The organism is Flavobacterium ammonificans (assembly GCF_020885975.1).
GTDB classification, from domain to species: domain Bacteria; phylum Bacteroidota; class Bacteroidia; order Flavobacteriales; family Flavobacteriaceae; genus Flavobacterium; species Flavobacterium ammonificans.
This window is the reverse complement of the sequence record NZ_AP025183.1, coordinates 2,233,672-2,255,881: the sequence shown is the minus strand read 5'-3', so window position 1 is coordinate 2,255,881 and position 22,210 is coordinate 2,233,672. Positions and strand designations below refer to the sequence as shown.

Below are 22,210 nucleotides of genomic sequence, written 5' to 3'. Positions count from 1 at the left end.
CTTAATAAGACATAGTTTTATATGTTGTTTTTTGTACGTATTTTTGTCCCGCGAAAGGGATAACAGCGGCATCCTTTTATAGTTGACTGAGGTTCTCGAAGACAACTATAAAAGATACAGCGAATAGCCCGACCACAGGCTTGAAAAAACGTATTTTTTAACCAGATTGCTTGCCTGGGGTTTAGCCCAAAAAATCAAAAGAATGTCAGAAAGAAAAAAAGTAGCTTTTTATACGCTGGGTTGTAAACTGAATTTTTCGGAAACTTCTACCATTGCACGCAATTTACAAGACGAAGGTTTTGATCGCGTGGATTTTGAAGAAGTGGCAGATATGTATGTAATTAATACCTGTTCTGTGACGGAGAATGCCGATAAGCAGTTCAAGCAAGTGGTGCGAAAAGCGATGAAGTTGAACGACAAGGCTTTTGTGGCTGCGGTGGGTTGCTATGCGCAGTTGAAACCGGAAGAATTAGCAAATGTAGATGGAGTGGATTTGGTTTTGGGTGCGACAGAGAAATTCAAATTAGCCGATTATGTTAACGATTTGTCTAAAAATGATTTTGGCGAAGTGCATTCCTGTGAGATTGCCGAAGCGGATTTTTATGTTGGCAGTTACTCGATAGGCGACCGAACTCGTGCTTTTTTGAAAGTACAAGACGGTTGTGATTATAAATGTACTTATTGCACGATTCCTTTGGCAAGAGGGATTTCACGAAGTGATGCCTTAGAAAATGTATTGCAAAACGCCAAAGAAATTTCGGAGCAAAACATCAAGGAAATTGTGTTGACCGGAGTGAATATTGGCGATTATGGTAAAGGCGAATTTGGGAACAAAAAACACGAACATACTTTTTTAGATTTGGTGCAAGCTTTAGATGAAGTAGAAGGCATTGAACGTTTGCGTATTTCGTCTATTGAACCGAATTTATTGAAGAATGAAACGATCGATTTTGTGTCCAAAAGCCAAACTTTTGTTCCTCATTTTCATATTCCGTTGCAATCCGGAAGTAACGCGATTTTGAAGCTGATGAAACGCCGTTATTTGCGTGAAGTCTATACGGATCGAGTAACGCAAATTAAAGAAGTGATGCCTCACGCTTGTATTGGTGTGGATGTGATTGTAGGTTTTCCAGGCGAAACAGAAGAGCATTTCTTAGAAACCTATCATTTCTTGAACGAAATGGACATTTCGTATTTGCACGTGTTTACTTATTCGGAGCGGGATAATACGGAAGCGGCGGAAATGGAAGGCGTTGTTCCTGCCAATGTGCGTGCTAAACGCAGTAAAATGCTCAGAGGATTGTCGGTAAAAAAACGCCGTGCTTTTTATGAAAGTCAGTTGGGAACGGAAAGAACCGTTTTGTTTGAAACTGAAAATAAAGAAGGCTACATACACGGATTTACTGAAAATTATGTCAAAGTGAAAGCACCTTGGAATCCAGAATTAGCCAATACATTACACAAAATTCAATTGACACATATTGACGAAGACGGCAGTGTTCGTGTTCAGTTTGTGGAAGCTTTAGCCTAACTATAATCAAAAGGCATCAGCCTTTCAAAACCCTTAATCTATTTTGAAATTAGCTACCTATACCAAAGAGTTCTCGTATAATATTAAATTGGCTTATCCCGTTATTTTGGGAATGTTAGGTCATACACTGATTGGAATCGTAGATAATTTTATGGTGGGTAATTTAGGTTCTACTGAATTGGCTGCGGTTTCTTTAGGGAACAGCTTTATTTTTATTGCGTTGTCTTTAGGAATAGGATTTTCGACTGCCATAACACCCTTGATTTCTGAGGCTAATGCCGAAAAAGACGATAAAAAAATAAGAACTACTTTTCATCACGGCTTGTTATTGTGTACTGTTTTAGGTGTGTTTTTATTTATCGTGACGGTTTTGTCTAAACAATTGATGTACTTGATGCACCAACCTAAAACTGTGGCTGATATGGCTTCGCCCTACATTGATTGGGTAGCTTTTTCATTAATCCCAGTGATTATGTACCAAGGTTATAAGCAGTTTGCCGACGGTTTGTCTGAAACCAAATATTCTATGTATGCTATTTTATTGGCAAACATAGTACATATCATTTTTAACTACATATTGATTTATGGTTTTTGGATTTTTCCTAAAATGGGTGTTTTAGGTGCTGCTTTAGGAACCGTTATTTCGAGAATTATGATGGTAGTTTTTCTTCATCTGCTGTTGCGACATAATGAAAAATTTAGCAACTATTTCAAGCATTTTAGTTTTAGAGAAATTAAAAAATCGATGCTGCGAAAAATTATCGATTTGGGATTGCCTTCAGCGATGCAAATGTTGTTTGAAGTGACTTTGTTTACGGCTGCGATTTGGCTTTCAGGTTCTTTAGGAAAAAATAGTCAGGCGGCTAACCAAATTGCTTTGACTTTAGCGTCCTCTACTTTTATGGTGGCAATGGGATTAAGTGTTACAGCCATGATTCGGGTAAGTCATAGTAAAGGAATGGCTGATTTTAAAAACATGATAGTGGTAGCACGCTCCATCTTTTTATTAGCGATTATTTTGGAAACGATTTTCGGAGTTTTATTCGTTGTTTTTCATAATTACTTACCGCATTTGTTTTTAAATATGAGCGATTCAGCTCAATTATTGGACAATCAAGAAATCATAGGAATTACAGCCCAGTTACTTTTAGTAGCGGCTGTTTTCCAATTGTCAGATGGAATTCAGGTGGTTGTTTTGGGTGCTTTGCGTGGATTGCAAGATGTAAAAATCCCTATGTATATTACATTTGTAGCCTATTGGTTGATTGGTTTTCCTATTTCTTTTTATTTAGGAAAATATACAGAGTTGAAAGCAATTGGAATTTGGATTGGACTTTTAGCTGGATTGTCAGCGGCAGCTTTATTTTTGTATATTCGCTTTACGACAATTTCAAGACGATTAGTCAACGAGAATTAAATTTTAAATTATAATTACAATATGGAATTACCAAAATTTTTATTAGGTGATAATACCGACTTTCCAGATGATATTTTCATCATCCATTTAGATTACCCTCGTTTCATCATTAATTTGAAAGATGATGAGGTGGAGTTTATGGAAGAAGCAGAAGACTTAGATGAAGCAGAGCTGAATGCTGAAATGGAAGCTTTAATTGTTGAAGCCAACGAATTTTATGATCGAGAAATTGGTCGATACGAAGAATAAACTATTTAGTAAAATACTTTTCTAACAATAAAGTAGCGGCTGCAAAGGGTGAAATTTCATCATTTTGCACCGCTTTTTTTGTAGAGTCAAGTAATTGTTCAATTTCTGGATTGTTGTAAAAATTGGATTTTAATTGGTGGTTGATGGTTTCTAACATCCAAAATTGGTTTTGTTCTTTGCGTTTTTCAAAGAAAGAGAAATTAGATTGAGTTAGGTTTAGAAATTCAGTTATGGTGTTCCAAACTTCAGGAATCCCTTCAGATGTTAGTGCGCTGCAAGTGGCGGTTTTAGGTGTCCAACCTGATTTTTTTGCAGGAAATAAATGTAAGGCCCGATTGAATTCGACTTTGGCAAATTGTGCTTTTTTGATATTGTCTCCGTCGGCCTTGTTGATGACTATAGCATCAGCCATCTCCATAATACCGCGTTTGATTCCTTGAAGTTCATCGCCAGCTCCAGCAATTTTTAGGAGTAAAAAGAAATCAACCATACTGTGAACTGCAGTTTCACTTTGACCAACACCAACCGTTTCTATGATGATCGTGTCAAAACCTGCGGCTTCACATAATGTTATAGTTTCACGAGTTTTTCGAGCTACTCCTCCTAGGGTTTCTCCAGAGGCTGATGGACGAATAAAGGCGTTAGGATCTTTGACTAATTCTTCCATTCGGGTTTTATCTCCTAAAATACTTCCGTGACTAATCGTGCTACTTGGATCAACTGCCAAAACAGCAACTTTCTTACCAAGACTTGTTAAGTGTTTTCCAAAAGCTTCAATAAAAGTACTTTTTCCCACACCTGGAACTCCTGTGATGCCAATTCGTGCCGATTGATTCGCGTGAGCCAAACAACTATTGATAATGGTATTGGCTTTTGCCAAATGAATCGGATTGGTACTTTCAACCAAAGTAATCGCACGACTTAAAGCGGTAATGTTTCCAGCTAGAATTCCCTCAACGAGTTCCTCTGCTGAAGGTTGTACTTTTCGAGAAAGTTGGATATGTTCCACAGATTGACTACTGATGCTTTCGGGTTGCGAAATACCAGCTTTTTCTTGTAATGCCGAAGAATGTGCTTTTTTAGAAGTCAATGCAAAAGGATTTGAAGAGTAAAAATACTAAAATATACTTGCGCCTACTTTACAATGGTAAATTTATTTTAGCATATTGTAGTAGCATAATGGTTTTAGCATCTGTAATTTCTCCAGAAACGATCATTTGGTAGGCTTCATTGAATGGGTATTCGAGTACTTCGATATACTCGTGTTCTTCGGCAAGTCCGCCACCTTCTGAAACTTTCATTTCGGGTTGGTATTCACCAATAAAAAAATGTAAAATTTCAGTAACTGCTCCAGGTGACATATAGGATTGAAATACTTTTTTAACTGACGAAAGTCGGTAACCCGTTTCTTCCTCTGTTTCTCGAATGATGCATTCAATCGGATTATCTTTGTCTAACATACCAGCGCAAGCCTCGATTAGCATCCCAGAGCTATTTCCATTTAAGTAAGTTGGTAGTCTGAACTGTCTTGTTAAAACCACTGTTTTTTTAGTACTATTATACAATAAAATTACAGCTCCATTGCCACGGTCATATACTTCTCTAACTTGAGTTTCGGGATCGTCTGATTCCTTGTTATAGTCAAACGTTACTTTGTTTAAGATATACCAATTATCAGAAAGTAACTCGGTTTTTTGAATTGTTATTTTTGGGTTTTTCATCTAGTTTAAGGTTGTGGATTTCTAGCTTTAAGAGCTAAGTTTTTATAAGTCGTTCCCCAATTGTTATTGTTGTTATTATTAGGAAGTCCATCTCGAGTCATTAATGCATCTTGATCGGACTCGTCTTTTTTCCAAACCCAAGCACAAACCGAAATTCCTTTGTCATAAATCAAGTTTAAAAACGGATCGGGATTCATTAAAACACCTGCATTCATGGGTGCTGTTTCACCTATGATAATTGGTAGCTTATTTTGATTCAATGCATTAAGGCGATTGTTCATGTTAGTAGTGGAGTCTAACAACCATTTTTCATATGCGTGAATGTCAAATAGAATATTGGATTTACCTGCTAAGAATTCATTGCCTTTAGTAAGTAAAACACTTTCATCTTGCCCTTGTTCAGCACAAGGAATTACTACTATATTTTTATTTCCCGTAGCACGGATTATTGCAGTTAACTCATTCATGTTTTGTAACCAAATTGCATCTGTATAACCATCGGCGCGATCGTATCTGTATGGTTCGTTCCAAACTTCAATCCAAACGTCGTTTTGATCTTTAAACTGAATAGCCCATAATCGGAGTTTTGCTTTATATTCTTCCCACCAAAAAGTGTTTTTTGGAGATTTCCCAGTAAATAATGTAGCTGAATTTTCATCCCAACCAAAAGCACAAATCCAACTTATTTTATTTTGCTTTCTATTTTCATCTACTATATTTTGTAACGAATAAATGTATTTTCCATTGCTATCTTGAATTGGATTTCCTGTGAGAGGAGTCTCTTTAATATTACCGATAAACTCTCGAGCAATATCTAGATTCCAAGAATTCATATCGGCACTTCCAGCACTGAATACGTGAAAAGTATTGGCGCCAATGAGTTGGATGTTTTTGGAATTGTAGGTTATTTTAGCATTGGTTATTTGATAGCCTAAATTGCTATTACTTTCGCTTTCTTCTTTTTGGCAGGAGCCAAAAAAGAAAAGTAAAACAAACGATTTGAGAATGAAATAGCGGTACATCACAAGAAATCAATTTAAAAAGTAAATGTATGCTTTTTATAAAAAAAAACGCTCTGAATTTTCAGAGCGTTTTTTTTTATTTATTTCAGTATCGTTTGTCTTCTGTCTGGTCCAACAGATACAATTTTAATAGGTACTTCAACTTCTTTTTCGATGAACTCAATGTACTCTTTTAATTCTTTTGGTAATTCATCGTAAGTAGTCATACCGGTTAAATCGGCTTCCCATCCTTTGAATTCTTTATAAATTGGTGTTACATTTTCTTCTTCAATGTTGTAAGGAAAATGACTAATTTTTTGTCCTTTATAGTTGTACTCAGTACATACTTTAAGGGTTTTAAATCCAGAAAGAACATCGCCTTTCATCATCATCAATTGAGTTACGCCGTTAACTTGAATTGCATATTTTAATGCAACTAAGTCCAACCAACCACAACGTCTTTGTCTTCCGGTTACTGAGCCAAACTCATTTCCAACTCTCGCCATTGTAGCCCCGTCTTCGTCAAAAAGTTCTGTTGGAAAAGGACCACTTCCTACACGAGTAACATACGCTTTGAAAATTCCGTATACTTCTTTGATTTTGTTAGGAGCAATTCCTAAACCAGTACAAGCGCCTGCTGCAGTTGTATTAGATGAAGTTACAAATGGATAGGTTCCAAAGTCAACATCTAATAATGATCCTTGAGCACCTTCGCACAAGATTGATTTTCCTGCTTTTTGCGCTTGGTGTAAATATTCTTCACTATCAATGAAATCTAATTTTTTCAATTCTTCAATAGCTTCAAAGAACTCTTTTTCCATTTCAGCTAAGTTGTATTGAATAGCCACATCGTAGAATTTGATCATTTCTTCGTGTTTGTCAGCCAACGCACGGTATCTTTCTTTGAAATCAGCTAATTCAATGTCACCTACACGAATTCCGTTTCTACCGGTTTTATCCATATAGGTTGGACCGATTCCTTTTAAAGTAGAACCAATTTTGGCTTTACCTTTAGCTGTTTCAGAAGCAGCGTCCAATAAACGGTGCGTAGGTAAGATTAAATGCGCTTTTCTAGAAATTATCAATTTGCTTTTGATATCAATATTGAATTTTTCTAAGCCTTCAATTTCTTTTTGAAAAACTACTGGGTCAATTACAACTCCGTTTCCAATGATGTTTATTGCAGTTTTATGAAAAATTCCTGAAGGAATAGTTCTAAGTACGTGCTTAATGCCGTCAAATTCTAATGTGTGTCCTGCATTTGGTCCTCCTTGAAAACGGGCAATGATATCGTATTTTGAAGTTAAAACATCGACAATTTTTCCTTTTCCTTCATCTCCCCATTGTAATCCTAATAGTAAATCTATGGTCATTATATTGTATTTGTGTTGTTGTGTTTAGTATTATAATCTAATTTAAATATTTTTTTTAGTGGCATAGAAATACAAAGAATGATTTGAAATTTCAATATCGAAAATTTCTTCTATTGTTTTTTTTATGGTTTGAATTCGAGGATCGCAAAATTCAATTACTTCGCCAGTATCGGTCATAATTATATGGTCGTGCTGTTTGTCAAAATACGATTTTTCATAATGCGCTTGATTTTGACCAAATTGATGCTTTCTAACTAGAGCACAGTCTAAAAGTAATTCTATAGTATTGTAAAGTGTAGCCCTACTGACACGGTAGTTTTTATTTTTCATTTTGATGTATAGATTTTCTATATCAAAATGATCTTCATTTTCATATATTTCTTGGAGGATTGCATAGCGCTCAGGCGTCTTGCGATGCCCGTTATTTTCAAGATACATTGTAAAAACGTTTTTTACAATCTCTTGATTTTTCGAATTATTTGAAGCTATAAGTGTCATGGTTGCAAAGATAATTTATTTTGTAAGAACTGTCTAAATCAGTTGATAAGTTTGTCAATTGTTGAAAAATATTTTACGAAGTATAAATCCTAATTACTTTATCCACTCCTTCAATTTTTTTGATATTGAGTATTAATTTTTTTAGAATAGTGTTATTTTGAACAATTACGGTTACTTGGCCTTCAAAAATTCCAGCTTCAGTAGATAGTGATATACTTTGAATATTGACATGCATATTATTTGATATCACTTTAGTCAATTGGTTGGTCAAACCTAACGAGTCCATTCCTGTAATTTTAATGATAGCTTTGAATTCCTCTTGACTTGAGTCAATCCATTTGGCTATCATTATTCTGTAGGCATAGTTAGATTGTAAACCAATAGCATTTGGACAATCGCTTTTATGAATTTTAATACCTTCATTTACCGTAACAAAACCAAAAACTTCATCTCCTGGAATTGGGCTACAACAAGGTGAAAATTTATAATCTAATTTATCATGTTCTTTACCAAAAACTAATGTGTCATAATTAGTACTTACTACTGGCTTATTTACATCTTCATTGGAATGCGTGTTGTTAGATCTTTTGATTTTATTTTTAAAGAAACTTAAAAATTTATTGCTCTTTTGAGAGGCAAAGTCTTTGAGTTGTTGGTTTTCAATAGCGCCAATTCCTATTCTATAAAATAAGTCCAAACTAGTTTTGAGCTTGAAAAAATTAACTAATTCGTTAACAGTTTTTTCGTCTAAGTTTATTTTAAGGTGTTTCAGTTTTCTAGTCAACAACTCTTTTCCTTCTTCGCCAATTTTTTTAGTATCCTCATTTAGGACATTTTTAATTTTTGTTTTAGCCCTTGCAGTGGTCACGTAATCTAGCCAATGAGAAGTTGGTTTTTGATTGGGAGAAGTAATCACTTCTACTTGGTCGCCACTTTTTAATTCGTAATTTAAAGGTACAAGTTTTCCGTTGACACGTGTTCCGCGGGTACGAACACCAATCTCTGAATGTATTCCAAAAGCAAAGTCAAGAGAGGTGGCACCTTTGGGTAATGATTTAATGTCTCCTTTTGGAGTAAAAACAAAGATTTCTTGCGAATATAAATTCATTTTAAAATCTTCAACAAAATCTACCGCATTGGTTTCGGCATTTTCTAATGCCTCGCGTAATAAATTTAGCCAAATATCTAATCCGCTTTCTTCTGTAGCTCCATTTTTGTATTTGTAATGCGCTGCATACCCTTTCTCGGCAATCTCATCCATGCGTTCGCTTCGAACTTGGATTTCTACCCAACGGCCTTTTGGTCCCATTACAGTGATGTGTAAGGCTTCGTAACCAGTTGATTTTGGTGACGAAATCCAATCACGCAAACGACTTGGACTCGGACGATAGTGGTCAGTTACAATAGAATATATTTTCCAAGCTAAAAATTTCTCGTCATGAGGATTCGATTTATAAACAATACGCAAAGCAAATTTGTCGAATACTTCGTCAAAACTAACTCCTTGTACTCTCATTTTTCTTCGTATAGAGTAAATGGATTTTGGCCTGCCTTTAATTACAGCTTCAACTCCTTCAGTTTCTAATGAAGCTTTTAAAACGTCAGAAATATTTTTTATGTAGTTGTCTTGTTCTTCTTTGGTTTCTTTTATTTTACTAACAATATCGTGGTATACAGCCGGCTCTGTATATTTTAATCCTAAATCCTCTAACTTTGTTTTGATATTATAAAGACCTAATCGGTGCGCCAAAGGGGCATAGATATATAAAGTTTCTGATGCGATCTTTGTTTGCTTGTCCTCTCGCATAGATCCCATAGTTTGCATATTATGCAAACGGTCAGCGAGTTTGATTAAAATTACTCGAACATCATCGTTGAGAGTTAAAATCATTTTTCGAAAATTCTCCGCTTGGATAGACGCATTTAAATCTTTTTGGACTAAAGATATTTTGGTCAACCCTTCCACCATTTGAGCTACTTTCGGATTGAATAGACGTTCGATATCTTCAACAGTAATGGGAGTATCTTCAACAACATCGTGCAATAAGGCTGCTGCAATAGAGGTAGCGCCTAAACCTATTTCTGAAGCCACAATTTTAGCCACCGCAATAGGATGGAAAATGTAAGCTTCTCCAGATTTTCTTCTTTGATCTTTGTGAGCGTCAACAGCCACGTCAAAAGCTTTCCGAATCAATTTCTTATCACTATCCGTTAGTGTTTGGTAACTAATTCGGAGTAATTCTTTGTATTCTTGGGCAATGGCCTTATTTTCTTTCTCAATATCTATTTCTGTCATAGTAGCCGGGGTTCAATTTCTAAAATTAGAAAATAACGACCAATTACACAAGTGAAATTTGAGAATAATTTTAAGAAAGAATTTAAAAACCTCTTTGTCTTTTGGCTTCAAAAATTAAAATAGCAGCAGCGACAGATACATTCATAGAATCAATTTCGCCTTGCATCGGAATGATAATATTTTTCTTGGCTGCGTCTCGCCATTCTTGGGATAATCCAGTCGCTTCTGTTCCAACAACTAATGCCGTTGGGGTAGTGTAGTTTTCTTTATGGTATTCGTTTGAGTTTTGTAAAGTAGCGCAGTAAAAGTCAATTTTATTGTCTTTCAAAAAAGCGATGATTTCAGGAGTTGTTCCTGTGGCAATTTGATTAGTAAATAAACAACCTACACTTGAGCGCACAATATTAGGATTGTATAGATCGCTTTTGGGATTAGCAATAATCACTGCATCTAAATTTGCGGCGTCAGCGGTACGCAATAAAGCCCCAATGTTGCCTGGTTTTTCAGGAGCTTCGGCAACTAAAATTAATGGATTTTGAGATAATTGTAAATCAGATAACTGCGTAGATTTAGTTTTGGCTACAGCCAAAATACCTTCGGTAGTATCACGATAGGCTAATTTTTGAAAAACCTCTTTATTGATTTCTATTAATTCGGCTGTAGGAGCCATTTGTTGTGCTTCTTTTTCGGAACAAATCTCAGGTAAAAAAAGTACAGTTTCGATTAGGTAACCGCCTTTGATAGCAATACTTATTTCGCGTTGTCCTTCTATTAAAAAAGAGCCGCTTTGCTTGCGTGCTTTTGCTTTTTCCTGCAATAACACCAATGATTTGATAAATGGATTTTGTAAAGAGCTAATTTGCTTCATTTTGAATTATGCTGTTTTTTGAACTACTTCAAAAATTTTAGCATCTTCACATTTCAACGTTTTAAATGGGAATTTAACTAATAATGCGTAATCGTGAGTTGACATTAATACTGTTTTTCCATTCTCATTAATTTTACGAAGTACTTCTAAAACTTCAGCACTGGTTTGTGGATCCAAGTTACCTGTTGGTTCATCGGCTAAAATTAATTCGGGGTCATTTAATAAGGCTCTTGCAATAGCTACACGTTGTTGTTCTCCGCCTGAAAGTTGGTGCGGCATTTTAGTAGCAAAATCTTTCATTCCCACTTTATCTAATACTTCATCAATTTTTTGAAGCATTTCAGGAGTATCTGTCCAACCTGTTGCTTTCAAAACAAAAAGCATATTGTCTTTTACAGAACGATCAGGTAATAATTTAAAATCTTGAAAAACAATTCCGATTTTTCTTCTCAAAAAAGGAATATCATCTTCTTTTAAAGTAGCCAAATCAAAATCTACAATATGTCCTGCACCTTCTTTAAGTTCCAAATCGGCATACAAAGTCTTCAATAAGCTACTTTTCCCTGAGCCGGTTTTGCCAATTACATAAATGAATTCGCCTTGCTTTACTTCAAGGTTTACATCAGATAAAATGATTCTTCCTTCTTGATATATTGTAGCGTTTCTTAAAGATAAAATGGATTGTGACATAATTTGCATTTGTTTAAGTGGTAAAAGTAATTATCAATTGCCAAATTTCAAGTATCAAACCCTAATTTTTTTTATTTTTTTGTTAAAACATTTGTTCATAATAAAAACGGATAGCTGTTCGTTATAAAGGGTATAAAACGATACATTTGAATTTTAAACAAAAATCACAATGCGTATACTTTCTGGGATTTTATTCACCCTATTTTTTTGTGGAACTTTTTCGGTTTCAGCTCAAAAGTCATCCATATACAATTCCAATATAAAAGAGTATGAAACTGCGGTTTCTCTTTTCAATGCGGGGCAATTTGGGAATGCTAAATTGGTATTTGATCGCTTAAATTCCAGTTCACTCCATCCAGAGTTACAATCTGATTTAATGTATTACACGGCAATATGTGCGATTCGCGAAAGACAACCCAATGCAGGTGTTTTGATGGAGCGATTTATAAATAATTATCCAACGAGTACCAAGAAAAATACGTCTTATTTAGAAATTGGGCATTTTTATTTTCAACAAGAGAATTATGAAAAAGCATTGACTTGGTACGATCAAGTAGATGAAATGTATTTGTCCGTTAGCGAAAGCGAGAAATACAATTTTCAAAAAGCATATAGTTTTTTTATTACCAAGAACAAAAAAGAGGCTACGACTTATTTTAATAAAGTTGTAGAAAGTGAAAATTATGGATCGCAAGCCAAATATTATTTGGGTTTTATGGCTTATGAGGGTGATGATTATAAACAAGCTACCAAGTATTTTGATGCAGTATCCAATGAGGGAAAATACAAGGAACGAATGTCCTATTACCAATCAGATATGAATTTTAAGTCAGGAAACTTTCAAAAGGCTATTGATTTAGGAATTACAGCACTACCAAAATCTTCTGTTGAAGAACAATCAGAACTGAATAAGATTATTGGCGAAAGCTATTTTAATTTAAAAGAATATGCCAAAGCAATCGACTATTTAAAGTTGTATGAGGGTAAAAATGGAAAATGGACGAATACTGATTTTTATCAATTGGGATTTGCATACTATCAGCAAAAAGAGTTTCAGAACGCAGTATCTCAGTTTAACAAAATTATTGACGGTAAAGATTTTATTGCGCAAAACGGCTTTTACCATTTAGGACAAAGTTATTTGAGTTTAAATAAGAAACAAGAAGCGCTAAATGCTTTTAAAAATGCTTCTGAAATGGATTTTGATAATTCATTAAAAGAAGAATCGAGTTTGAATTATGCGAAATTGAGTTACGAAATTGGAAATTCGTATGAGAGTGTTCCTAAAATTTTACTTTCTTATTTAGAACAGTTTCCTCAAAGTTCAAGCGCATCTTCCATCCGAAAATTGCTAGTTGATTCTTATATTTCTTCAAAAAACTACAAAGGAGCGTTGCTTATTTTGGAAAAAAATGAGAGTCAAGAGAATAAATTGGCCTATCAAAAAGTTCTTTTCTACAGTGGATTGCAATCTTTTACAGATGGCGAGTATCAACTAGCTTTACAACAGTTTGAAAAAGCGATTGGTCAACAAAAAGACGCTTTTATAACTGCTAGAGCTACGTTTTGGAAAGGAGAAACCCAATTTGTATTAGATGATTTTAAAAATGCCTTGTTGTCATTCAAACAGTTTCTTACTTATAGCGAAGCAACAACAACTCCTGAGTTCAGCAATTGCAATTACAATATTGCTTATGCGTATTTTAAAATGAAAGAGTACGATCAGGCAGGAAATTATTTTCAAAAACAAATTGACAAAGGCACAGACAAAGTACGTTTGAATGATGCCTATTTACGCCTTGCTGATTGCCGCTTTGTAACATCTAAATACGGTTCGGCTATGGAGGCTTATGCCAAAGTAATTGAGCAAAAAAGTGTGAATGCGGATTATGCGCTTTACCAGCGAAGTTTGTCTTTTGGTTTCATTGGAAAGAATGATAAAAAAATCGAAAGTCTAGTTTCGTTTTTAGAGCAGTATCCAAAATCAGAATACCGCGATGATGCTTTATTTGAATTAGGAAATACGTATGTCACTTTAAACAAAGATGATCAAGCAATAAAAACCTATGACCAATTAATCGTAGAATATGGAAACGGTTCGTTTGTTTCAAAATCAATATTAAGACAAGGTCTAGTGTATTACAATGCAGAAAAAGATGAAAAGGCACTGGCGAAATTTAAAAAGGTAGTAGCTGATTTTCCTAAATCTTCCGAAGCATTAGAGGCGGTATCAACTGCCCGTTTGATTTATGTAGAAAATGGCAAAGTAGATGAATATGCTGCTTGGGTAAGAACATTAGATTTTGTTGCTGTAACTGATGCCGATTTGGATAATGATACCTACGAGTCTGCAGAAAAGCAATACCAACAAAGTAATACTTCTGAAGCGATTAGTGGTTTCGCTTCCTATTTAACTGTTTTTCCAAAAGGAATTCATGCTTTACAAGCGCACTTTTATTTGGGGCAATTGCGTTATGCAACTGGTTTAGAGGAAAAAGCTGCAACTAATTATGATTATGTTATTGCAGAGCCTCGAAATGAATTTACTGAGCCTTCATTGGTGCGTTTGGCTCAAATTGTATTGAAATCAAAGGAGGTTGATAAGGCAATAGTAGTTTTAACTCGAATTGAGAACGAAGCGGATTTGCTATCCAACAAAACATTTGCGCAAGCAAATTTGATGAAATTGTATTACGATAAAAAAGACTATGCTAATGCTGTTGTGTATGCAGAAAAAGTGTTGGATAATCCTAAAATTGAAGTTGATGTAAAAAATGATGCGCAAATTGTAGTGGCTCGATCCGCAATGGAGACTGGTGATGAAGCCAAAGCTAAGGCAGGTTATGAAAAATTGATTTCATCTCAAGGAGAGTTAGGAGCAGAGGCCTTGTATTATGAGGCTTATTTCAAAAATAAAGCGGCTAATTATGAAGAATCGAATGCATCAGTGCAACAATTAGCTAAAAATTATTCTGATTATAAATGGTATGGTGCCAAAGGTTTGTTGTTAATGGCGTCCAATTTTTATGCTTTGAAAGACAGTTATCAGGCTACATTCATATTGGAAACCATTATTAAAAATTTTTCTGAATATCCTGAAATTGTGTCTAAAGCGCAAGCAGATTTAGATACTATTAAAGTAGAGGAGTCAAAAACAAATTCATCTATAATTAAAGAATAGCTATTTCATTATATAATATCCAACTCATTATGATAAAAATTTTTCAAAATACAGTCTTTTATTCTTTTGCTTTATTATTTGTTCAATTTGGCATAGCACAGAAAAAAAACGAAAAAATAAGAACTGAAGAAGTTAATGTGGTAAAATCATATACTCCAACAATTTCTGATGCTTTTAAAATTAAAGAGACACCTTCTTTGAATGACGAAGTTAACTCGGTTAAAGAGACTGTAAAGTATAGTATTTTTTCTTTTCCAGTGGCATCTACTTTTACTCCTTCGAAGGGTGGTGCTGAAAGTGTCGAAAAAGAAGAATTAGGACGTTTTTATAAAAGTTATGCAACATTGGGAGCTGGTAATTATGGAACCATAAATGCCGAGTTATTTGTTACTCAAGATTTAAATTCAGAGGAATATGTGGCGGGTATGTTTCGCCATTTGTCTTCTCAAGGCGGAATTAAAGGAGTGGATTTAGATAATGCATTTTATGATACTTCTTTGGATCTAACCTATGGAGCAGAGGCTAAAGAGTTGTCTTGGAATGTGAATTTAGGGTACCAAAATCAAATCTATAATTGGTATGGATTACCAACGGCTTTTATGAATTTGATTTCGCCTACAATAAAGACTAGTTTGATTAACTCGATTGATCCTAGACAGGTTTATAATACGATTGCTTTGGACTCTAAAATTGAGTTTAACGAAAGTATTTTGGAAGCGGCAAGCTTCAGATTTGCTCATTTTTCAGATGCTTTTGGTTCGTCAGAAAATCGATTCTATGCCAAACCTTCATTTAAATTCAACGCTTTTGGCAAAGAAATCAAGTTAAATGCTATCGTAGATTATTTAGGCGGTCAATTGGATGAAAATTATACAAAAACCAATTTGAATCCTATTGAATATCGTTTCACCAATTTCGGAATTTCGCCTAGTTATGAATTAGAGAAAGACGATTGGACTATGCGTTTGGGTGTGGGAATGTATTATAGTTTAGGCGGAAAAAGCAGTACAAATAAGATGTACTTCTATCCGCAAGTTTCAGCCTCACACAAAGTAGTGGGTGATTTAATGATTTTTTATGCTGGAGCAGAAGGTGGCTTGGACCAAAACTCGTATTTGAATTTTGTAGATCAAAATCCGTTTCTATCGCCAACTTCTATTATAAGTCCAACAGACAGAAAATATGATGTTTTTGCTGGTTTAAAAGGTAAATTGGCAGCTACAATTAGCTACAATATTAGAGGTTCATTCAGCAATGAAAAAAATAAAGCCTTGTTTAAAAGCAATGATTTCTCAGCTGAATTGACTAACCAGCCGTATGCTTTTGGAAACTCACTTCAAGTTGTTTTTGATCGAGTTAAAACAGCGCGCCTTTTTGGAGAAATAAAAGCAGATCTGTCTGAGGCATTGCGTTTTGGAGCCAATGGGACAATCGCTTTTTACAATACAGAATCACAGAAAGAGGCGTGGAATTTACCTGCTATACAATTGAATGCGAATGTAGATTATACTATTAATTCAAAATGGTATGCTGGGGCAGATGTATTTTTTGTAGGTTCACGAAAAGATTTACAAATAAATAGAGATATGGCTTATATACAAATTTACCCGCCAGTTTATAATAACGCTCCAACTACCTTAAAATCGTTTGTAGATTTGAATGCTCATTTAAGTTACAAACACAGCGCGCGATTGACTGGTTTTTTAAAAGCCAATAATATTGCGAATCAATCCTACCAAAAATGGTTGAACTATCCAGTTCAAGGATTTCAAATAATATTAGGGGCTAATTATAAGTTTGATTTTTAATTGAGCGTTTCTTTGAGTACTTTCAAACAAAAAGCACACGTTTATTATTTGCAATTAGTTCAGGATCGAATAGATGTCTTTCGGGATATGATTGCTGCTTTGACTGAAGATTCTAAAAACGATGCCAAAGGTTCAGCAGGCGATAAGCACGAAACGGCTTTGTCGATGATGCATATCGAACAAGAAAAACTAAACCACAAACTGAGCGAGGTCTTGGCTCAAAAAGCCATTTTAGATAAAATCGATCCTTTAAAAGTTTTGGACACGATTGCTTTAGGAAGCTTGGTTAAAGCAAAAGGGATTTTTCTGTACTTAAGCACTGCTTTGCCAAAAGTAAGTATCGAGGGAATTAACGTCATTGCTTTGTCGCCACAATCGCCACTTGGCGCTAAGTTGATGGGAAATAAAGTTGGTTTTACTTTTGAGATTAATGGTACACGCTATTTGGTTGAAAGTGTTGAATAAACTACACTTTTTGTAGATTTTATCGCTTGAAATTATAAAATGTAACTTAAAATTTATATTTCACTTCATTTTAATTACATTTTAAATATAAAAACTAATTTTAGGTTTTTATTTGTAAGTTAATTTTAAGTTTATGTTTTTCAATCGTAACTTTTAGCCCATCTTTGCCGTATCAAAATAACACAAAGTAAATTGTAAGATTATGTGCGGAATATTAGCCATCATAGGAAAAGGAAAAGATGAACAATTAGTGAGAGAACTTTCAAAAAGAATGACCCATCGTGGTCCAGATGAAAGTGATATTCATATAACAGAGAATGGGCATATTTTAAGTCACGAACGTTTGTCAATCATTGACTTGCATTCAGGGCGCCAACCCATTCAAGGAACTTCTACAGCTTGGATGGTGCATAATGGAGAAGTGTACAATCACCAAGCATTAAGAGATGGAGTTTTGAATGGACATACTTTTAGAACTAAATCCGATTCAGAGGTAATTGTGCATTTGTACGAAGAATTTGGTTATGATTTTTGTCAAATGTTGGATGGAGATTGGGCATTTGTTGTAGTTGACGGAGATGATTTTATTGCAGGTAGAGATCCAATGGGAGTTAAGCCATTGTATTACGGTTTAGACGACAGAGGAAGAATCTATTTTGCTTCTGAAATGAAACCTATTGCTGACCAATGTAAAACGTTTTCCACTTTTCCTCCAGGGCATTATTACACTCCAAATACTGGTTTTGTAAAGTACTACCAACCTGTTTATGAAGATTACACTAGAGCAGATCAAGATTTAGATTTGGATTTGATTAGAGAAACCTTGACTGAGGCGACTCGCAAACGTTTAATGAGTGATGTGCCAATTGGGGTGTTGCTTTCAGGCGGTTTAGATTCGTCTTTAACTTCTTCAATCGCTTCACGATTATTGAAAGAAAGTGGTAAAAAACTACATTCGTTTTCAATTGGTTTAGACGCTGATGCTCCTGATGCTAAAGCGGCAAAAAAAGTAGCTGAATTTTTAGGTACAGAACACCACGAAGTACACTTTACCATTGAACAAGGAATTGAAATTTTAGATAAATTGATTTGGCATTTGGAAACTTATGATGTGACGTCAATTCGTGCGAGTACACCAATGTATTTCTTGTCAAAAGCAATTACTGATATGGGAATCAAAGTAGTACTTTCAGGAGAAGGTGCTGATGAGATTTTTGGTGGGTATTTGTATTTTAGAAACGCACCAACGGTTGAAGATTTCCAAAAAGAAACCATTGAAAGAGTGCAGAAATTATTTACTGCCGACTTATTAAGGGCAGATAAATCAACTATGGCTCACGGTTTAGAGGCGAGAGTTCCGTTCTTAGACAAAGCATTCTTAGATATGGCTGTTCGTATCAAACCGGAAGAAAAAATGCCGAAAACGTATGATGGAAAAGAAAAATACATTTTAAGAAAAGCATTTGATACTCCAGACAATCCGTATTTGCCAGATGAGGTATTGTGGAGACAGAAAGAGCAGTTCTCGGATGGTGTTGGGTACAACTGGATTGATCAATTGATTGAGTATTGCTCTTCTCAAGTTACTGCCGATCAATTAGCTGGAGCTGAATCTGAGTTTCCTTATAACACGCCTACGACTAAAGAAGCCTATTTCTACAGATCCATTTTTCATAAATACTATCCACAAGTAAGCGCAGCACAAACCGTTAGAAAATGGATTCCAAAATGGCAAGAAAATCAAGATCCGAGTGGTAGAGCCAATGCAGCTCACGTTCAAGCCGATGTTGCAATAGCATTGTAATTTTAGATTAGTTTTATTAATGTTGGAAAAAGACGTTTCTCTTCATAGAAACGTCTTTTTTTGTCAAAAAATATAAACAAATGTTGATAACTTAACATTTATAAAAGGGATTTTCTTTCTCAAATACCCCCTGTTTTTATATATTTGCTCGTTATACAATTTTACATTTTAGAATAAAAATATGAGTGAGGAAATTAACAAGAATAATTATTCAGCGGATAGTATTCAGGCATTAGAAGGAATGGAGCACGTAAGAATGCGTCCTTCGATGTATATTGGAGATGTAGGAGTGCGAGGGTTGCATCATTTAGTGTATGAAGTAGTAGATAACTCTATTGATGAGGCAATGGGAGGTCATTGTGATACCATTAGTGTTGCTATCAATGAAGATGGATCGATTTCTGTTGAAGATAATGGTCGAGGTATTCCGGTAGGAATTCATAAAAAAGAAGGTGTTTCCGCTTTAGAGGTTGTAATGACTAAAATTGGTGCCGGAGGAAAATTTGATAAAGATTCGTATAAAGTTTCAGGGGGTTTGCACGGTGTAGGGGTATCATGTGTTAATGCATTATCATCTCACTTAAGAGCTACGGTTCATAGTAGTGACGGAAAAATCTACGAGCAAGAATACGAACGTGGTAAAGCTTTGTATCCAGTAAAACAAATTGGAGATACTACTAAAAGAGGAACAATTGTTACTTTTTATCCAGATCCAACTATTTTTACGCAAACTACAGAGTATTCATATGAGACATTGTCAGCGCGTATGCGTGAATTGTCTTTCTTGAATAAAGGAATAAAAATCACTTTTACAGATAAAAGAGAAGTAGATAAAGACGGAAACTTCCTTTCAGAAGTGTTCCATTCTACTGAAGGATTGAAAGAATACATTCGTTATTTAGATGGAAACCGTGAGCCAATTATTGCGCACGTAATTTCTATGGATCACGAAAAAGGTGAAATTCCTGTTGAGGTAGCCTTGATTTACAATACAAGTTATTCTGAGAATATCTTTTCGTATGTAAATAACATTAACACACACGAAGGAGGGACGCATTTACAAGGTTTTAGAAGTGGTTTGACAAGAACGCTTAAGAAATATGCTGATGCTTCTGGGATGTTAGATAAATTAAAATTCGAAATTGCTGGTGATGATTTCCGTGAGGGACTTACCGCTATTATTTCGGTTAAAGTATCAGAGCCTCAGTTCGAAGGACAAACGAAAACTAAATTAGGGAATAGAGAAGTAGTTTCTCCAGTGAGTCAAGCTGTTGGAGAAATGTTAGAGAATTATTTGGAAGAAAATCCAAATGATGCTCGTATCATTATTCAGAAAGTTATTTTGGCTGCCCAAGCCCGTCACGCTGCAAAAAAAGCACGTGAGATGGTACAACGTAAAACCGTTATGGGTGGTGGTGGATTACCAGGAAAATTATCAGATTGTTCTGAACAAGATCCAGAAAAATGCGAAGTTTACCTTGTCGAGGGAGATTCGGCAGGTGGAACTGCAAAACAAGGGCGTGATAGAAATTTCCAAGCGATTTTGCCTTTGCGTGGTAAGATTTTGAACGTGGAAAAAGCGATGCATCACAAAGTTTTTGAAAGCGAAGAGATTCGAAATATCTTCACGGCTCTTGGGGTAACTGTTGGTACGGCAGAAGATAGTAAAGCATTGAATATTGAAAAATTACGTTACCACAAAGTAATTATTATGTGTGATGCCGATGTCGATGGAAGTCACATTGCTACCTTAATATTAACGTTCTTTTTCCGTTTCATGAGAGAATTGATTGAAAGAGGTCACGTATATATTGCTGCACCTCCTTTGTACTTGGTGAAGAAAGGAAACAAAAAAGAGTATGCTTGGACAGAAGATCAACGTGATTTAGCTAACGAAAGAATGGGAGGTAGTGCTGCTATTCAACGTTATAAAGGTCTTGGAGAGATGAATGCAGAGCAATTGTGGGAAACTACAATGGATCCGAGTTTTAGAACTTTACGTCAAGTTACCATTGAAAATATGGTAGAAGCCGATAGAGTTTTCTCTATGTTGATGGGAGATGAAGTACCGCCAAGAAGAGAATTTATTGAGAAAAATGCGGTGTACGCTAAAATTGATGCGTAACAAACCATATTAAAAACAGTTATTATATAATTATTAAATAAAAAAACATGAAAGTTACAATTGTAGGAGCAGGAAATGTAGGAGCAACCTGTGCTGACGTAATCTCGTATAGAGGTATTGCAAGTGAAGTAGTATTATTAGATATTAAAGAAGGTTTTGCTGAAGGTAAGGCTATGGATATTATGCAATGTGCTACGAATACAGGATTTAATACTAAAGTAACCGGAGTAACAAATGATTACTCTAAAACTGCAAATAGCGACGTTGTTGTTATTACTTCTGGAATTCCAAGAAAACCAGGGATGACACGTGAAGAATTAATAGGTATTAATGCAGGAATTGTAAAAACAGTTGCTGAAAATGTATTGGTTCATTCTCCAAACACAATTGTAGTGGTAGTTTCTAATCCTATGGATACAATGACTTATTTAGCATTGAAATCAACTGGTTTACCAAAAAACAGAATAATCGGTATGGGAGGCGCTTTAGATAGCTCTCGTTTTAGATATTATTTATCTCAAGCTTTAGACAAGCCATCAAACGATGTTTCTGCCATGGTTATTGGTGGTCACGGTGATACTACTATGATTCCGTTGACTCGTTTAGCTTCTTATAATGGTATTCCAGTTTCTGAATTTCTTTCTCAAGAAGAATTAGATAAAGTGGCTGCATCTACTATGGTAGGAGGTGCTACTTTGACTGGTCTTTTGGGAACTTCAGCTTGGTATGCTCCAGGTGCTTCAGTGGCTTATTTAGTAGATAGTATTTTGAATGATCAAAAGAAAATGATCGCTTGTTCTGTTTTCTTAGAAGGAGAATATGGACAAAATGATATTTGTATTGGAGTACCTTGTATTATCGGTAAAAATGGTGTGGAAGAAATTTTAGACATCACTTTAAATGATTCAGAGAAAGCTTTATTTGCTAAAAGTGCAGATGCAGTAAGAAATATGAATGCTGATTTAAAATCAGTTTTAGCATAAAATTGTAATATAATTTAAAAAGACTGCGTTTTTGCAGTCTTTTTTTTGAGATTAATTGACAAATAAATTGGTTAATCTTAACCTTAAATTATATATTTGCTCGGTTTAAAAAAATGATTACTTAGATTTGGAGTGATATATTCACTTTGATTTAAGTTTTAATCGTTGTATTACAGCGATTTAAGGAAAAATAAATATAA

General features: G+C 34.9%; 17 protein-coding genes. 9 read left to right on the top strand and 8 right to left on the bottom strand.

Annotation, left to right across the window (positions count from 1 at the left end; translation table 11 throughout):
- Window positions 1-202: 202 nt before the first annotated feature.
- From mtaB to LPC23_RS10170, 3 genes are read left to right on the top strand one after another with little or no spacing between them, the layout of a single operon-like run.
- Window positions 203-1,531 carry a tRNA (N(6)-L-threonylcarbamoyladenosine(37)-C(2))-methylthiotransferase MtaB gene (mtaB, locus tag LPC23_RS10180; RefSeq protein ID WP_229330047.1) on the top strand — a complete coding sequence of 443 codons (1,329 nt, stop codon included), beginning with the start codon at window positions 203-205 and terminating at the stop codon, window positions 1,529-1,531.
- Window positions 1,532-1,574: 43 nt separating this feature from the next.
- Window positions 1,575-2,948, top strand: coding sequence for an MATE family efflux transporter (locus tag LPC23_RS10175; protein ID WP_229330045.1), 1,374 nt, complete (start codon window positions 1,575-1,577; stop codon window positions 2,946-2,948).
- Between the two features lie 21 nt (window positions 2,949-2,969).
- Window positions 2,970-3,197, top strand: coding sequence for a hypothetical protein (locus tag LPC23_RS10170; protein WP_229317172.1), 228 nt, complete (start codon window positions 2,970-2,972; stop codon window positions 3,195-3,197).
- A gap of 1 nt (window position 3,198) precedes the next feature.
- Here the strand turns inward: LPC23_RS10170 and meaB are convergent, their stop codons facing one another.
- From meaB to LPC23_RS10130, 8 genes are all read right to left on the bottom strand, one after another.
- Window positions 3,199-4,287 carry a methylmalonyl Co-A mutase-associated GTPase MeaB gene (gene meaB / locus LPC23_RS10165; RefSeq protein WP_229330043.1) on the bottom strand — a complete coding sequence of 363 codons (1,089 nt, stop codon included), beginning with the start codon at window positions 4,285-4,287 and terminating at the stop codon, window positions 3,199-3,201.
- Between the two features lie 49 nt (window positions 4,288-4,336).
- On the bottom strand, window positions 4,337-4,918 hold the full coding sequence (nudK, locus tag LPC23_RS10160) for a GDP-mannose pyrophosphatase NudK (RefSeq protein WP_229330041.1): 582 nt from the start codon (window positions 4,916-4,918) through the stop codon (window positions 4,337-4,339).
- A gap of 5 nt (window positions 4,919-4,923) precedes the next feature.
- A complete protein-coding gene (locus LPC23_RS10155; RefSeq protein WP_229330039.1) occupies window positions 4,924-5,940 on the bottom strand; it encodes a glycoside hydrolase family 5 protein in 1,017 nt (338 codons plus the stop codon).
- 80 nt (window positions 5,941-6,020) lie between these two features.
- Entirely contained in the window at window positions 6,021-7,292 is a 1,272-nt protein-coding gene (locus LPC23_RS10150; RefSeq protein WP_229325215.1) for an adenylosuccinate synthase, read from the bottom strand.
- A 42-nt stretch (window positions 7,293-7,334) separates the two neighbouring features.
- Complete coding sequence (locus LPC23_RS10145; RefSeq protein WP_229330037.1) at window positions 7,335-7,790, bottom strand: Fur family transcriptional regulator; 456 nt, start codon at window positions 7,788-7,790, stop codon at window positions 7,335-7,337.
- Between the two features lie 73 nt (window positions 7,791-7,863).
- Entirely contained in the window at window positions 7,864-10,086 is a 2,223-nt protein-coding gene (locus LPC23_RS10140) for a RelA/SpoT family protein (RefSeq protein ID WP_229330035.1), read from the bottom strand.
- Window positions 10,087-10,168: 82 nt separating this feature from the next.
- Window positions 10,169-10,954 carry a TrmH family RNA methyltransferase gene (locus LPC23_RS10135; protein ID WP_229330033.1) on the bottom strand — a complete coding sequence of 262 codons (786 nt, stop codon included), beginning with the start codon at window positions 10,952-10,954 and terminating at the stop codon, window positions 10,169-10,171.
- A gap of 6 nt (window positions 10,955-10,960) precedes the next feature.
- Window positions 10,961-11,644, bottom strand: a complete 684-nt coding sequence (locus LPC23_RS10130) for a cell division ATP-binding protein FtsE (RefSeq protein WP_229330030.1) — start codon at window positions 11,642-11,644, stop codon at window positions 10,961-10,963.
- Window positions 11,645-11,813: 169 nt separating this feature from the next.
- On the opposite strand from LPC23_RS10130, the gene LPC23_RS10125 reads away from it, so the two are divergent.
- The 6 genes from LPC23_RS10125 to mdh all read left to right on the top strand — a co-directional run bounded on the left by LPC23_RS10125 (window position 11,814) and on the right by mdh (window position 22,010).
- A complete protein-coding gene (locus LPC23_RS10125) occupies window positions 11,814-14,825 on the top strand; it encodes a tetratricopeptide repeat protein (protein ID WP_229330028.1) in 3,012 nt (1,003 codons plus the stop codon).
- A gap of 29 nt (window positions 14,826-14,854) precedes the next feature.
- Complete coding sequence (locus LPC23_RS10120) at window positions 14,855-16,633, top strand: TonB-dependent receptor (RefSeq protein WP_229330026.1); 1,779 nt, start codon at window positions 14,855-14,857, stop codon at window positions 16,631-16,633.
- A gap of 12 nt (window positions 16,634-16,645) precedes the next feature.
- Window positions 16,646-17,098 (top strand): hypothetical protein, encoded by a 453-nt coding sequence (locus tag LPC23_RS10115; RefSeq protein ID WP_229330024.1) that lies wholly within the window; start codon window positions 16,646-16,648, stop codon window positions 17,096-17,098.
- Between the two features lie 202 nt (window positions 17,099-17,300).
- The gene (gene asnB, locus LPC23_RS10110; RefSeq protein WP_229330023.1) at window positions 17,301-18,902 is read left to right on the top strand and encodes an asparagine synthase B; all 1,602 of its coding nucleotides are present in this window, start codon (window positions 17,301-17,303) and stop codon (window positions 18,900-18,902) included.
- A gap of 181 nt (window positions 18,903-19,083) precedes the next feature.
- The gene (gyrB, locus tag LPC23_RS10105; RefSeq protein ID WP_229330021.1) at window positions 19,084-21,027 is read left to right on the top strand and encodes a DNA topoisomerase (ATP-hydrolyzing) subunit B; all 1,944 of its coding nucleotides are present in this window, start codon (window positions 19,084-19,086) and stop codon (window positions 21,025-21,027) included.
- Between the two features lie 47 nt (window positions 21,028-21,074).
- Complete coding sequence (gene mdh, locus LPC23_RS10100) at window positions 21,075-22,010, top strand: malate dehydrogenase (protein WP_229325197.1); 936 nt, start codon at window positions 21,075-21,077, stop codon at window positions 22,008-22,010.
- Window positions 22,011-22,210 lie beyond the last annotated feature (200 nt).